Origin of the sequence: Sulfitobacter sp. EE-36, assembly GCF_000152605.1 — a bacterium.
In the GTDB taxonomy this organism is placed as follows: Bacteria; Pseudomonadota; Alphaproteobacteria; order Rhodobacterales; family Rhodobacteraceae; genus Sulfitobacter; species Sulfitobacter pontiacus.
In genome coordinates, this window is sequence record NZ_AALV01000004.1 from 263,944 (window position 1) to 276,254 (window position 12,311).

11 protein-coding genes are annotated in these 12,311 nt (G+C 61.1%); 5 read left to right on the forward strand and 6 right to left on the reverse strand.

The features are described from left to right. Positions 1 to 2 precede the first annotated feature (2 nt). Entirely contained in the window at positions 3 to 3,062 is a 3,060-nt protein-coding gene (locus EE36_RS01295; protein ID WP_005848703.1) for an efflux RND transporter permease subunit, read from the forward strand. Between the two features lie 9 nt (positions 3,063 to 3,071). Here EE36_RS01295 and EE36_RS01300 read toward each other — a convergent pair whose 3' ends face one another. Further along, a complete protein-coding gene (locus EE36_RS01300; protein WP_005848704.1) occupies positions 3,072 to 3,728 on the reverse strand; it encodes a TetR/AcrR family transcriptional regulator in 657 nt (218 codons plus the stop codon). Between the two features lie 333 nt (positions 3,729 to 4,061). On the opposite strand from EE36_RS01300, the gene EE36_RS01305 reads away from it, so the two are divergent. From EE36_RS01305 to EE36_RS01315, 3 genes are all read left to right on the forward strand, one after another. Further along, a complete protein-coding gene (locus tag EE36_RS01305) occupies positions 4,062 to 5,213 on the forward strand; it encodes a C4-dicarboxylate TRAP transporter substrate-binding protein (RefSeq protein ID WP_005848706.1) in 1,152 nt (383 codons plus the stop codon). A gap of 82 nt (positions 5,214 to 5,295) precedes the next feature. After that, a complete protein-coding gene (locus tag EE36_RS01310) occupies positions 5,296 to 5,844 on the forward strand; it encodes a TRAP transporter small permease (RefSeq protein ID WP_005848707.1) in 549 nt (182 codons plus the stop codon). Then, positions 5,841 to 7,151 (forward strand): TRAP transporter large permease, encoded by a 1,311-nt coding sequence (locus EE36_RS01315; RefSeq protein WP_005848709.1) that lies wholly within the window; start codon positions 5,841 to 5,843, stop codon positions 7,149 to 7,151. Before EE36_RS01310 ends, EE36_RS01315 begins: the two co-directional genes overlap by 4 nt. Before the next feature lie 40 nt (positions 7,152 to 7,191). Here the strand turns inward: EE36_RS01315 and EE36_RS01320 are convergent, their stop codons facing one another. Genes EE36_RS01320 through nthA form a run of 3 tightly spaced genes read right to left on the reverse strand, consistent with a single transcriptional unit; the run spans position 7,192 to position 8,800 of the window. Further along, the gene (locus EE36_RS01320) at positions 7,192 to 7,518 is read right to left on the reverse strand and encodes a nitrile hydratase accessory protein (protein ID WP_005848710.1); all 327 of its coding nucleotides are present in this window, start codon (positions 7,516 to 7,518) and stop codon (positions 7,192 to 7,194) included. Further along, positions 7,515 to 8,177 (reverse strand): nitrile hydratase subunit beta, encoded by a 663-nt coding sequence (nthB, locus tag EE36_RS01325; protein WP_005848711.1) that lies wholly within the window; start codon positions 8,175 to 8,177, stop codon positions 7,515 to 7,517. The genes EE36_RS01320 and nthB overlap by 4 nt, the downstream gene beginning before the upstream one ends. Further along, positions 8,174 to 8,800 carry a nitrile hydratase subunit alpha gene (gene nthA, locus EE36_RS01330; RefSeq protein WP_005848712.1) on the reverse strand — a complete coding sequence of 209 codons (627 nt, stop codon included), beginning with the start codon at positions 8,798 to 8,800 and terminating at the stop codon, positions 8,174 to 8,176. Before nthA ends, nthB begins: the two co-directional genes overlap by 4 nt. Positions 8,801 to 8,997: 197 nt before the next feature. Here nthA and EE36_RS01335 point away from each other — a divergent pair, with 197 nt between their 5' ends. Next, positions 8,998 to 10,266, forward strand: coding sequence for a GAF domain-containing sensor histidine kinase (locus tag EE36_RS01335; protein WP_005848714.1), 1,269 nt, complete (start codon positions 8,998 to 9,000; stop codon positions 10,264 to 10,266). 9 nt (positions 10,267 to 10,275) lie between these two features. On the opposite strand, the gene EE36_RS01340 is transcribed toward EE36_RS01335, so the two are convergent. Next, on the reverse strand, positions 10,276 to 11,151 hold the full coding sequence (locus EE36_RS01340) for a LysR substrate-binding domain-containing protein (protein WP_005848715.1): 876 nt from the start codon (positions 11,149 to 11,151) through the stop codon (positions 10,276 to 10,278). Next, positions 11,151 to 12,179 carry a YeiH family protein gene (locus EE36_RS01345; RefSeq protein ID WP_005848716.1) on the reverse strand — a complete coding sequence of 343 codons (1,029 nt, stop codon included), beginning with the start codon at positions 12,177 to 12,179 and terminating at the stop codon, positions 11,151 to 11,153. Before EE36_RS01345 ends, EE36_RS01340 begins: the two co-directional genes overlap by 1 nt. Positions 12,180 to 12,311 lie beyond the last annotated feature (132 nt).

The following is a 12,311-nucleotide window of genomic DNA, read 5'->3' on the forward strand; positions in this document are numbered from 1 at the left end:
CTATGAAAATCGCACGTTTCTCCATTGAAAATCCGCTTTATACGTGGATTTTCATCCTCTTTGCCCTGTTTGGGGGTGTGTTTGGCTACCTGTCGGTCGGCAAGCTGGAAGACCCGAGCTTTACCTTGAAATCCGCCATCGTCGCCACCGCCTATCCCGGTGCCAGCGCGGCAGAGGTGGCGACCGAAATCTCTGAGGTGCTAGAGGCTGAAATCCAGCAGATGGACGAGGTCAAGACCGTCACCTCGCGCAATACCCACGGGCTGTCGGTCATCGAAGTCGAGATGCAGGATGAATACGACGGGACCGAGCTGCCACAGGTCTGGGATGATCTGCGGGATCGTGTGTCTGACGCGGCAAGCTCACTGCCCTCGGGGGCCTATCCGTCACAGGTGAACGACGACTTTGGCGATGTTTTCGGTATCCTATATGCCGTCTCCGCCCCCGGCTTTTCGGATTCCGAGATCTGGGAAATCGCGACCTTTATCCGGCGTGACCTGCTGACGGTCAACGGTGTTGCCAATGTCGATATTGACGGGCTGCCCGAAGAGGCGATTTTTGTCGAACCGTCGTCGCAAAAGATGTCACAGCTTGGCATTGATCCCAGCGTGATCATCGGCGCGATCAGTGAATCCACAGCGATCAACCCCACCGGCTTTGTCGAAACTGGCGATACCAACCTGCGGATCGACGGTCCCTCGGGCGATGATAGTGTCAATGACATCAGCGCCTTGACCTTCGGCTTTCAGGGCGAGGTGCTGAATCTGCTGGACGTGGCAACCGTGTCGCGGGGCCGTGTGGACGCCCCCGACCATCTTTTGCGTCAAGACGGGCAAGAGGTCTTCACCCTTGGCGTTTCGGGACTGGAATCGGAAAATATCGTCGAGGTCGGCAAACGCGTCGAAGCGCAGCTAGAGACCTTGCAGACCTTCCTTCCCGTCGGGGTAGAGATCACGCCGATCTACGAACAACACCGCGTCGTGGACGAAGCCAACAACAGCTTCCTTTTGTCTCTTGCCATGTCCGTGGGCGTGGTGATCGGGGTGCTCGCGCTGTTCATGGGGGTCCGCGCCTCGGTTGTTGTCGGTGTATCGCTTTTGCTGACCGTGCTGGCCACGTTCTTCTTCATGTATCTGTTCGGCGTCAAAGTTGAACGGATCAGCCTTGGGGCCTTGATCATCGCGATGGGGATGCTGGTGGATAACGCCATCGTCATCGCCGAAGGCATGCAGCAGGAAATGCGCAAGGGGCGGCCCTCGGTCGCCGCTGCGGATACAGCGGCGCAGAATACGCAGATCCCCCTGCTGGGTGCCACGGTCATCGGGATCATGGCTTTTGCCGGGATCGGCCTGTCGCCTGACGCCACGGGCGAATTCATGTTCTCGCTTTTTGCGGTGATCGCGATCTCGTTGTTGATGTCGTGGATCGTGGCGGTGACTGTGACGCCTTTGCTGGGGCACTATATGCTGAAGATCGGCGGGCTGGCAGATGACGACAGCGGGTATAACGGCCCAATTTTCCGCAGCTATGGCAACCTTGTCCGGCTGGTGCTGCGGTTCCGCTGGCTGGTGTTTGCCGGCCTGATCGGCACCACGGTGGCCTGTGTGATGATCTTTGGTCAGGTCAAACAGCAGTTCTTCCCTGCGTCCAACACGCCGCTGTTCTACTTTGAATACAAGGCGGAGCAGGGCAGCTCTATCCAGTCGACCTCCCGCGATCTTGCGGTGATCGAGGATTGGCTGCTCGCGCGCGACGACGTTGACACTGTGACGACGACCATCGGTGCCGGCCTGACGCGCTATGTTCTGACCTACACGCCCGGAGACAGCGATCCTTCGATCGGGCAGCTGGTGGTGCGCGCTACTTCGGCTGACGTAATCCCCGCCCTGCGCGCCGAGCTTGACCAGTTCGCGATCAACGCGCTGCCTTGGGCAGAGGTACAGACCAAGCGGATCATTTTCGGCCCCGGTGGCGGGTCGGATATCGAGGCGCGTTTTTCAGGGCCTGACCCCGAAGTGCTGCGCGATCTGGCCGATCAGGCAGAGGATATCCTGCGTGACGCGACCCCGCTGCTGCATACCGAACATGTCGATTGGCGCGAGAAAGTGCTTGTGACCCGCCCTGTCTATGCCGAGGACCGTGCGCAGGCCGTGGGCATCGGGCGCAGCGATGTGGCGGATGCGATTGCCCTGTCGACCAACGGGATCACTGCGGGCACCTACCGCGAACGGGACCGGCTGATCGACATCATCGTGCGGGTGCCGCGTGCGGAATCCGCGAGCAACGGGCAGCTGCCCGACCAGATCGTCTATTCCGCCGCGCTTGGGGACTACCTGCCGCTGAGCCAGGTGATCGACGGGTTCAAGGTCACCGCCGAAAACGCGGTGATCGAACGGCGCAACCGCGTGCAGACGATCACGGTACAGGCCAACGTCATCGAAGGCGTCACCCCGCCCACCGTCTTCCCGCAGATCCGCCCGCTGATCGAAGAGATCGAGCTGCCGGTCGGCTATACCCTTGAATGGGGCGGAGAGTTCGAGAACGCGGGCGACGCGCAGGCCTCGCTTGGCAAGCAGATGCCGCTGAGCTTCGGGACCATGTTGCTGATCACCATTCTGCTGTTTGGCAAACTGCGTCAGACGGCGGTGATCTGGACCATCGTGCCCATGGCGATCAACGGGGCGGCACTGGGGCTGTTGTTCTCGGGCTTGGCGTTTAGCTTTACCGCGCTGTTGGGGCTGCTGTCGCTGTCGGGGATGTTAATCAAGAACGCCATTGTTCTGGTCGAAGAGATCGACGTGCAGAAAGAAAACGGTCTGAACCAGCATGACGCCATTGTCACCGCCAGTGTCAGCCGTTTGCGCCCTGTGGTTCTGGCGGCGGTCACGACGATCCTCGGGATGGTGCCGCTGCTGGCCGATTCGTTCTTTGCCGCGATGGCGGTGACGATTATGGGCGGTTTGGGCTTTGCCTCTGTTCTGACGCTGATCGGTGTGCCGGCGCTATATCACACCTATCTCGCGAAAGAGCGCCGCGCGGATGCGGCGGCCAAACCGGCCTAGGAAAACGGATTATGCCGTGGTGCCATGCACCACGGCATGCGCCAAGGCACGGGCCAGCGCGTCGCGCTCCCCCTCGGATTGATCGGGACGGATACGGTACCAGTCAACCAGCCCGTTCAATGCCCCCATCAACGCACGGCTGGCGATTTCGATGTTCGGCACGTCCAGCTCCCCCTGCGCCACACCCGCGCGCAGCACCTCGCGGTAGAGATTTTCATAGTCGTTGCGCAGGGTAATCAGCTCGCGCAGCACAGCGCGCTCGGCTTCGGTGGTGGAGCCGCGCAAATAGACCTCAACGCCCAAGCGGATACTGCGCTGATAGGGCAGCGTGTCCATCATCACCCGCGCATGGGCATGGGCCATCAATTCAAGCTTGCTGATGTTGGAAGTATCCAATGATATCAGCGGGGTAACCGCGTCAAAACAATATTGCATCGCCTGTCGGTACACCGCGAAATAGATCGCGTTCTTGGACCGGAAATGGTGGTACACCCGCCCCTTGGTCGCGCCCAGAACATCGGCGATATCGTCCATCGTCGCCTTGTCGAGCCCCTTGAGCATAAAACACTGCGCCGCCGCCTCGATGATCTCGCGGCGGCTGTCGTGCTTGGGCGCGCCCCCCTCGGTGGCGTCCGTCAGCGTGTCGTCATCGATGTGTTCGTCCATTCGGTTCAGCCTTTGACAGCGGGTGCGCAGTAAAGAACGGGGGGTTTTGCCCGTGTAGCGTGAATACTGAGCCGAAAAAAACGGTTGTGACAAGCCGTTGCGTCAGCGGACCCCCCGTAATTATCCGTTAGCGCACTTACATCACCGACAGCTATTGACACCTGCGCGCCCTGTTACGAGAGTAACATACTACTCGGAATGTTGGACCGTCAAATCACAGGCTCAACACATCAGACCGTGGGAATGGACGGTGTACCGAGTACCGAAAATCAAGGGGCAACCACGCATTTTGCGCGGTTGCGTGACCCGAAATATATGTTTGGGAGGACATACATGACTTATAAATCATCCGTCGCAGTCACCGCATTGGTCGCTGCTGTTGCAATCGCCGGTCAGGCCAGCGCGAAAGAGCGTCTGAACTTTGCCTATGGCTATCCGAATAACTCTGCCATCGGTCTGGCGGTTGACGCCTATGCCGAAGCCGTGGCCGAACGCTCTGACGGTGAAGTCGACGTGACCGGTTTCGCGATGTCGCTGCTGAGCCTGCCTGAAACCTCGCCCGGTGTGCGCGACGGTCTGGCGGATGTCGGCTTTGTGCTGCCGCCCTACTATCCTGCGGAATATTCCACCAACCTCTTCCTGCACGAGATGAACCTGCTGGTGAATCTTGTCGAAAAACCCACAGGTAAAGAGCCGCTGGCCTTCACCGGCGCGATGGTCGAATACACCTTCACCAAATGCCCCGAGTGTCTGGAAGAATATAGCGCACAAAATCAGGTCTATACCGGCGGCGGCGTGACACCGCTGTACAACCTGCTGTGCAAGGACGTCAAAGTCACCTCCGTCGAAGATCTGAACGGTCTGCGTCTGCGTGCCGGTGGTGCCGGTTTCGTGCGCTTCGCCGAAGCTTTCGGCGCCCAAGGCGTGCGTCTGCCCGTTTCCGAAGCCTATGAAGCGCTGGATCAAGGCATCATCGACTGCGCCATGCTGTCCGCGCCCGAGCTGACAAACTACAACCTGCACGAGGTCGTCACCGACATCACGCTGGCCGTACCGGGCGGTGTCTTTGCGGGCGTTTCCTCGGCGAACGTGAATGCGGACCGCTGGAAGGGCATGGACGACGCATCGCGCGAAGCCCTGTTGTGGGGTGGCAGCCAGATGACGGCGCATACCACATGGAACTTCTACACCGACGATGCCGCGGCGATCGAACATGCGCGTGGGGCCGGGATCAACATCCACGAACCCGACGCAGAGCTGCTGGCCGCGGTCAAGGAATTCAGCCGTCAGGATCTCAAGACCGTTTCCGCCCTGTTCAAAGACACTTATGACGTTGCGCGGGCCGATGAAATCGCCGCCGATTTCGAGCCCCTGTTGGCCAAGTGGAACGATCTGGTGGTCGACGTGGACAGCGCTGACGCGTTGAACCAAGTGATCTGGGATCAGGTGATTTCCAAAGTGGACCCAGCGACTTACGCGCAGTAAGCCGCCCATCCGCTGATCACAACGGGGTGCCGCGCCGATGTGCGTGGCCCCCCGACGACCCCTTTTGCAAACGGATACTCCGATGAAACTTATCGCGTCAGTGATCTCTGCGGTGATCACGTTGACCGCTTCGCTGGCTGGTATCATTGTTCTGATGCTGGTTGCCCATGTCACCATCGACGTGGTCATGCGCTTTGCGTTCGATACGCCGCTGAACTCTACTATTCTTTACGTCTCGGCCTTTTATATGGTCGCGATCGCCTTTCTGCCTCTCGCCGCGGTGGAGCAAAACGACAGCCACATCGCGGTTGAACTGCTGGTCGAAAGGTTTCCCACCAAAGTACAAAGCTTTCTCGCGGGGCTGGCCTTGCTGCTGACCTGCATCGTGACTGCCACCGTCGCGATCCGCACCGGAGACGAGGCTTTGGCGAAATTTATCGGCGGCTCCTATTCGATCGAGGCAGGCGGCAAGGTGACCACATGGCCCACCTATCTGGCGCTGCCCTTGGGCTTTGGCCTGATGTCGATCGTCGCCGCGTGGAAATTCATCTGTCACCTTACCGGCCGCCCCCACGGGTTGAACGCCTTGCAGGTTGTAGACCCCTATCTAGCCGGCGGAGACGCACAATGACCGAGTTACAAATCGCAGGCATCTTTATCGCGATCCTGCTGGCGATGATCCTGATGCGTATCCCGATTGGCATCTCGCTGATCGCCGTGTCCTTTGGCGGGCTTTGGTCCATGTTCAACTGGAACATCGCCTGGGGGAGCCTCGGGATCGTGCCCTATAGCTTTGCCAATTCATGGGTGCTGAGCTCTATTCCCGCCTTCCTGTTCATGGGGTTCATCTGTTATCACACAAGGCTGACGCAGGGGCTGTTCAACGCCGCGCAGATCTGGCTGTCGAGCCTGCCGGGCGGACTTGCGATTGCGTCAGTCTTTGGCTGCGCGGGTTTTGCCGCTGTGACCGGATCCTCGGTCGCCTGCTCTGCGGCGATGGGTAAAATCGCGGTGCCTGAAATGGTGCGTCACCGGTACAGCCCCGAACTGGCGACGGGCACCGTTGCCGCGGCGGGGACCATTGGTGCCCTGATCCCGCCATCGATCCTGATGATCCTTTACGGTATCATCTCGCGCCAGTCGGTCAGTGCCCTGTTCCTGGGGGGGCTGGTGGTCGGGGTAATCACGCTGGTCGCCTATATCGTGCTGATCCTCGTGCGGGTAAAGATGAACCCTGATCTTGCACCTCCGGTCCAGATCAGTGCGACGCGCGCGGAGAAGATCAAGGCGTTGGGTCAGACATGGCCGGTGCTGCTGATCGTGATCGGTGTGTTCGCGGGTCTGTTTGGCGGGGCATTCACCCCGACCGAAGCAGGTGCCATCGGGGCCATGCTGTCGACCATTGTCGCCCTGCTGTACCGTACGCTGACGTTCAAGGCGCTGCGCATGGCGATCACCGAAACGCTGACCACCACCGCCGCTTTGCTGATCATCGCCGTGGGGGCCAGCCTGCTGACACGCTTTCTGGCGCTGTCGGGGATCGGGGACGCGCTGTCCGATGCGATCCTGGGCTTTGGTGCCGCGCCGTTGTTGATCATGATCGGCATCGTTTGCGTCTATCTCGCGCTTGGCATGATGCTGGAGCCCGTCGGTGCGATGCTGTTGACCTTGCCTATCGTTCTGCCCATCGTCGAAGAGACGGGCTATAGCCTGCTGTGGTTCGGTGTGGTGCTGGTCAAACTGCTCGAGATCGGGATGATTACGCCGCCCATGGGGATGAACGTCTTCGTGATCAAAGGTGTGGTCGGCAACACCGCGTCGCTGTCCACGATCTTCAAGGGCGTGTTCTGGTTCGTCATCGTTGATCTGCTGATCGTCGCGGCGTTGATCGCCGTGCCCGATATCGTGATGTTCCTGCCCGATTGGGTCGGCCGCTAAGACATCGCCTCCGGCGCGGAGTTTCCTGCGCCGGAGCTTTCTACAGCGTGATAGCTTGCCCGTGAGGCGTCCGCGCCGCAGCTTCGTGCCATGCGTCTTTACATGCCGCCAGCTCGCCCGCCGTTGTCAGCTGCTTTTGCGCCACGATCTTTTCCAGCGCAGTCAGCCAGTGCTGGTAGTAGTCACGCTCTGTCCCTGAATGCACCTCTGCGGTCAACGCCTGCGCCCATTCGGCCCATGTAAAGGCCCCCGATTGATGCAGGGACACCGCCATCGCAAAGGCCTGCGCCTGCCACGGCGCGTCAAACACCGGTTCATCATCCGACAACGCAATATCGGGCAATAGCGAAAGATCGGGCAGGGTCATGATACGGTCCTTAGATAGGGTTCCCACAGATCAAGGGTCACGCTGTCATCCGCGCGCGCCTGATCGCCCCAAAGCGTGCGCGCCGAAAAGGCCACCTGATACAGCCATTGCGGATCCTCGCCCTGCCCTTGCGCATTGCTATCGGGAAAGACGTGAAACCCGTGCACCTTGGTGATCGTACCGATCTTGTCGCGGGCATAGCGTGCCATGCGGGTGTGGGTGGTGGGATGGTTGTTGATCGTTCTGATCTGATCCCCGACGGCAAAGGCCGGGGTCCCTGCCGCGGGCCGATCCGCCGGCCCCCCCGCCGCCAACATGGCGTCGACATCTTCGGCAGCAAGCTTGCGTTTGATCGGCGCGGCGGGGGTCAGCGGCACCGATTGCGCGATCTCTGCCTCGGTAAGCATCCCCTTTTCCACCATCAACCGCTTGGCCGCTTTCAGCCAGATCGCGTAATAGGGCGTGCGGGTGTAATCGCCCGGATGCATATCCTCGCGCGCGGATCGCGCAGCATCGATATTCCACTGCCCACAGGCCCCAAGCGCCACCACGATACCAAGTGCGCGGGCCTCCCAGGGGGCGTGAAACAGCGGTTCGTCCTCTTCTTGCACCACGGGGCCAAAGCCCATCATCCCGCCAAGGTCCGCGCCGCCGTTCATGATGCCACCTGCGGCGCGCGCGCCAGCCCTGTCCCGATCATCGCATTGCGGGCCACCAGATCGGCCAGCTGTTCCATCCCATAGCCTTCGGTTCCCGCCGGGCGCTGCGGGATCACGAGATAGCGGATCTCGGCGGTTGAATCATGCACCTCGACCCGCGTTGCCGGATCAAGGGTCACGCCAAACTCCGCCAGCACCCCACGCGGATCAATCACCGCCCGCGACCGGAAGGGAGGTGATTTATACCACGTCGGCGGCAGTCCCAGCACCGACCACGGGTAGCAAGAGCACAGCGTGCAGACGACCAGATGATGCACCTCGTCCGAGTTGAACACCGCTTCGATATGCTCGCCCTGACGGGAATGATACCCAAGCGAATGGATCGCTGCAGAGGAATCGCGCCGCAGCCATGCCTCGAACTCCGGCTCTACCCATGATTTCGCCACCACGTGCGCACCGTTGCGCGGGCCGATCTTGGTCTCGTAGGTCTGGATGATACGGTCCACCGCCGCGCTGTCGATATAGCCCTTAGCGCTCAGCAGGCTTTCCAGCGCCCTCACCCGCGCCTCGGTCTCTTTCAGATGTGAATGATCGCTGTCGTGATCATGCCCGTGGGATGTCATCGTTCCGCCCCCTTCGCCCTGCGTGTTGATGCAACGATAGGAGGGAACGCCGCGATTGGAAACCACCATATGTGTGGGCGGCCTGCCGCGACTTCCGTGACGTCAACATACCTTACTTATCCCCCCGTCCTGACACGAAGCGACCGCAGGAATGCCCAATTTGTTAACCAAGTTGACCCAAAGCCAAGGAGCCCCGCATGAGAACCTATCCGATCCCCTTTAACGAAGAAGCCCGCCTGCGCGCCGTTTTTGATATTCCGGGACTGACCGCACAAAACGAAGCGTTGTTTGACACGATATGCGAGGCGGCGCGCACCCTGCTCGACTGCCCGATTGCGCATATCAGCGTGGTCGAAGAGGACAGCCAGTGGTATAAATCCGTTGTAGGCATGCATCTGGACCCGATGCCCAAGGACACCGGTTTTTGTGCGCACACCATTATGTCCGACGCGCCGATGATCGTGCCCGATCTCAGCAAGGACGCCCGCTTTGAACGGCATCCGATGGTCGCCAAGGGCGGGCCGGAGGCGCGCTATTACGCGGGTGTGCCGCTTATCCTGTCCTCCGGTCACCGCTTTGGAAGCCTGTGCGCGCTGGACCTGAAGCCCCATGAATACCCTTCGGAAAAACAGATTGCCCTGCTCACCGATCTGGGTCGTATCGTCGTTGCCGCACTGGAGCGGAGCCAACCCGAAGCCCCCGAAGTGCAACAGGATAAAACCGCGCAATCGACCTTCCTGACCTTGGTCGGACACGAGTTGCGCACGCCGCTGACCGTGCTTTTCGGCAGTCTCAAGCTGTTGGAGGCGACAGCAAGCACCGGTACTAACCCCACGCTGATCCATTCGGCCCGTCGGTCGGTGGATCACCTGACGAAACTGATTGAAACGATCCTGTCCTATAGTAACGCCAGCACCGGCGAGCTGCGGTTGAACGAACAAAACTGCGACCTTGGCGCGATCCTGAGCGCGGTTGCAGGGTTGCAGTTCCCCACCACGGATGCGGCGGCCAAAACGGTCACGCTTCGTGATACTGTGATGCTAGATACGCTGCATGTGGACGCCGAACAGATCGAACTTGCCGTCACAGCCTTGGTGTTGAATGCCGTGATGCACGGCGGGACCGACATCACGCTAGAGACGTTTCAGGACATGGACGGGAATATCGAGATTTCGGTGCGGGACAACGGCAGTTTCGACGACCATGTCGAACTGGCCGAACTTTACAAACCTTTTGTCGTGGGCGGGTCGCTGGACCACCGCGCGACCAAGGGCGGGCTGGGTCTGGGGCTGCCCCTGACCCGCAAGCTGGTCGAGATGCACGGCGGCGATTTCGAGGTCCACGCAGAAGCGGATCACAGCCGCGCCGTCATCCGCCTGCCCGCGTGGCGGTGTAAAACCGCGATGATCCAGGCTGCCAAAATGGCACCTGCCACTGTCCCTGATGCGCGGCAGAAGCTTATCTAGGAGCAGCGCTTAAGCGCTTGTCTCGGCGTGGTGTATGAACCGGGCCTCAAGCGCGCTTGGCTGGCGTTCGGCATGGGTCAGGATGTGAAACTGTCGTTGCGGGGTGTCGATGGGCACGTCGACCATCCGCCCCGCCTCGATCGACCGGCGGACCACAAGATCGGACAGCAGCGCAGCACCGATGCCCGCTTCGACCGCGCTGCACACCGCCTCGTTTGACGGAAGCTCCAGCGTGCTTTCCAGTTCCTCCAGCCCCAAACCCTGCCGCCCGAGCCACTGCAGAAAACTGTCGCGCGTGCCTGAGCCTGCTTCACGCAGGATCCAAGGGGTGTGCCGCAAGCGTTCGGGCGAAAGATCGCCCCCCGCGGCACCGCTTGGGAACACCAGCCGCAGCGTATCCCCCGCCACCGCCTTGGCGCGGAGTGTGGTGAGCTGGCAGTCCCCCTCGATAATGCCGATGTCAGCTTGCAATGCTTCGACCGCGCGAGCGGCGTCGTCGCTGTTGCCGATCCGCACCGTCAGCGCGATCTCGGGGTGCGCCTCGCGGAACCGCGCGATCACCGCGGGCAGCCAGTAGTTCGCGACCGTCTGGCTCGCCGCAAGCCGCAGCCTGCCGCGTTTCACCCCCGCCAGATCATCCAGCCGCTGGCTGGCGATGGCAGCGCGGGCCAGAACGGCGCGGGCTTCGCTCAGAAAATCGCGCCCTGCATCGGTCAGCACAATCCGCCGCCCGATACGATCAAAAAGGCGCAGGTTATGACGCTCTTCCAGCGCGGCGATGGCAGCGCTGGTCGCACTTTGGGTCTGGTTCAATGCTTCGGCGGCGCGGGTCATGTGTTCACGCTCTGCCACGGCAACGAAAATGCGCAACTGGTCCAGTGTCATCAGGCGGCCCCCGTCAGGATGATCAGCGCAAGGCTGACCCCCATGATAAAGACCCAAGCCGCCGCCCCCAGCAAGGCCGGACGCCCCCCCGCCGCGGCAAGTTTGCGCAGATCAGTCTCAAGCCCCATCGCCGCAAGCGCCATCGCCAGCAGGAATTGCGTCACAGCGGTCGCGGGGTCCAGCACCGCCTGCGGTACCCATCCGGTCGAGGCCACGCCGACCATCGCGATGAACCCGAAAACAAACCACGGGATCGGGGCCTTGCCGCCAACGCTTTGCCCCTGACGCCGCCGCGCGGCAAAGGCCCCCAGACACAGGATCATCGGGGCAAGCATCATCACCCGCGTGAGCTTGACAATCGTGCCGAACTGGCCGGCCTCCTCGCCGCGCTGGAAGGCGGCGGCGACGACCTGGGCGACCTCGTGGATCGACGCACCGGTCCAAAGGCCAAAGCCGCGCGGGCCAAGGGTCAACCAGTTTTCAGCCAAGGGCAGCAGGATCATGGAGAGCGAGCCAAAAATCGTCACGCAGGCCACCGCATAGGCGACGTCTTCGTCGCGGCCACGGGTGACGGTATTGGTTGCGATCACGGCAGAGGCCCCGCAGATCGACGTGCCCGCCGCGATCAACTGCGTCAGCTTGGCATCCACCCCCAGCACGCGGCCCAGCCATGTGGTGAACCCGAAGGTCAGCACCAGCGAAAGCGCGATCACCGCGACCCCCACCCAGCCGACAGCCGCAACCTGCCCCAGCGTCAGCTGCAACCCCATCAGGATAATCCCCGCCCGCAACACCGGTCGCATGCTGATCGCAAGCCCTGCCTTCGCCACCTCGGGCGTGCCAAGGGTGTTGCGCAGCGCCATCCCCAGAAGGATCGCGAGGATCAACGGGCTCAGCATCCCCACCCCCGGCAGATACCGCAGCGCAAAGGCCAGCGCGGCGATCATGGCGGCAAGCGCCAGACCCGGCCAGATCGATGGCGTGGTTTTATCGGCGTGAACAAGGTCAGAGAGGGTCGTATCAGTCATAGCGTGCCTAAGTATCGTCGTGTCCCCTGCACTATCGGCCATTTCGATACATCAATCCAACGGATTATAATTGTCCAAATGATCGGAATTGGTGATTGATCGCTCAGTCCGTGGCAGTCGCTTGATGCAGCG

Excerpts from the sequence above, each read along its gene's own strand:
- EE36_RS01300 (WP_005848704.1), bottom strand. The coding sequence starts at position 3,728 with ATGGACGAACACATCGATGACGACACGCTGACGGACGCCACCGAGGGG.
- EE36_RS01310 (WP_005848707.1), top strand. The coding sequence starts at position 5,296 with ATGAAACTTATCGCGTCAGTGATCTCTGCGGTGATCACGTTGACCGCT.
- EE36_RS01295 (WP_005848703.1), top strand. The coding sequence starts at position 3 with ATGAAAATCGCACGTTTCTCCATTGAAAATCCGCTTTATACGTGGATT.
- EE36_RS01305 (WP_005848706.1), top strand. The coding sequence starts at position 4,062 with ATGACTTATAAATCATCCGTCGCAGTCACCGCATTGGTCGCTGCTGTT.
- EE36_RS01340 (WP_005848715.1), bottom strand. The coding sequence starts at position 11,151 with ATGACACTGGACCAGTTGCGCATTTTCGTTGCCGTGGCAGAGCGTGAA.
- EE36_RS01345 (WP_005848716.1), bottom strand. The coding sequence starts at position 12,179 with ATGACTGATACGACCCTCTCTGACCTTGTTCACGCCGATAAAACCACG.
- EE36_RS01335 (WP_005848714.1), top strand. The coding sequence starts at position 8,998 with ATGAGAACCTATCCGATCCCCTTTAACGAAGAAGCCCGCCTGCGCGCC.
- nthA (WP_005848712.1), bottom strand. The coding sequence starts at position 8,800 with ATGACATCCCACGGGCATGATCACGACAGCGATCATTCACATCTGAAA.
- EE36_RS01315 (WP_005848709.1), top strand. The coding sequence starts at position 5,841 with ATGACCGAGTTACAAATCGCAGGCATCTTTATCGCGATCCTGCTGGCG.
- EE36_RS01320 (WP_005848710.1), bottom strand. The coding sequence starts at position 7,518 with ATGACCCTGCCCGATCTTTCGCTATTGCCCGATATTGCGTTGTCGGAT.
- nthB (WP_005848711.1), bottom strand. The coding sequence starts at position 8,177 with ATGAACGGCGGCGCGGACCTTGGCGGGATGATGGGCTTTGGCCCCGTG.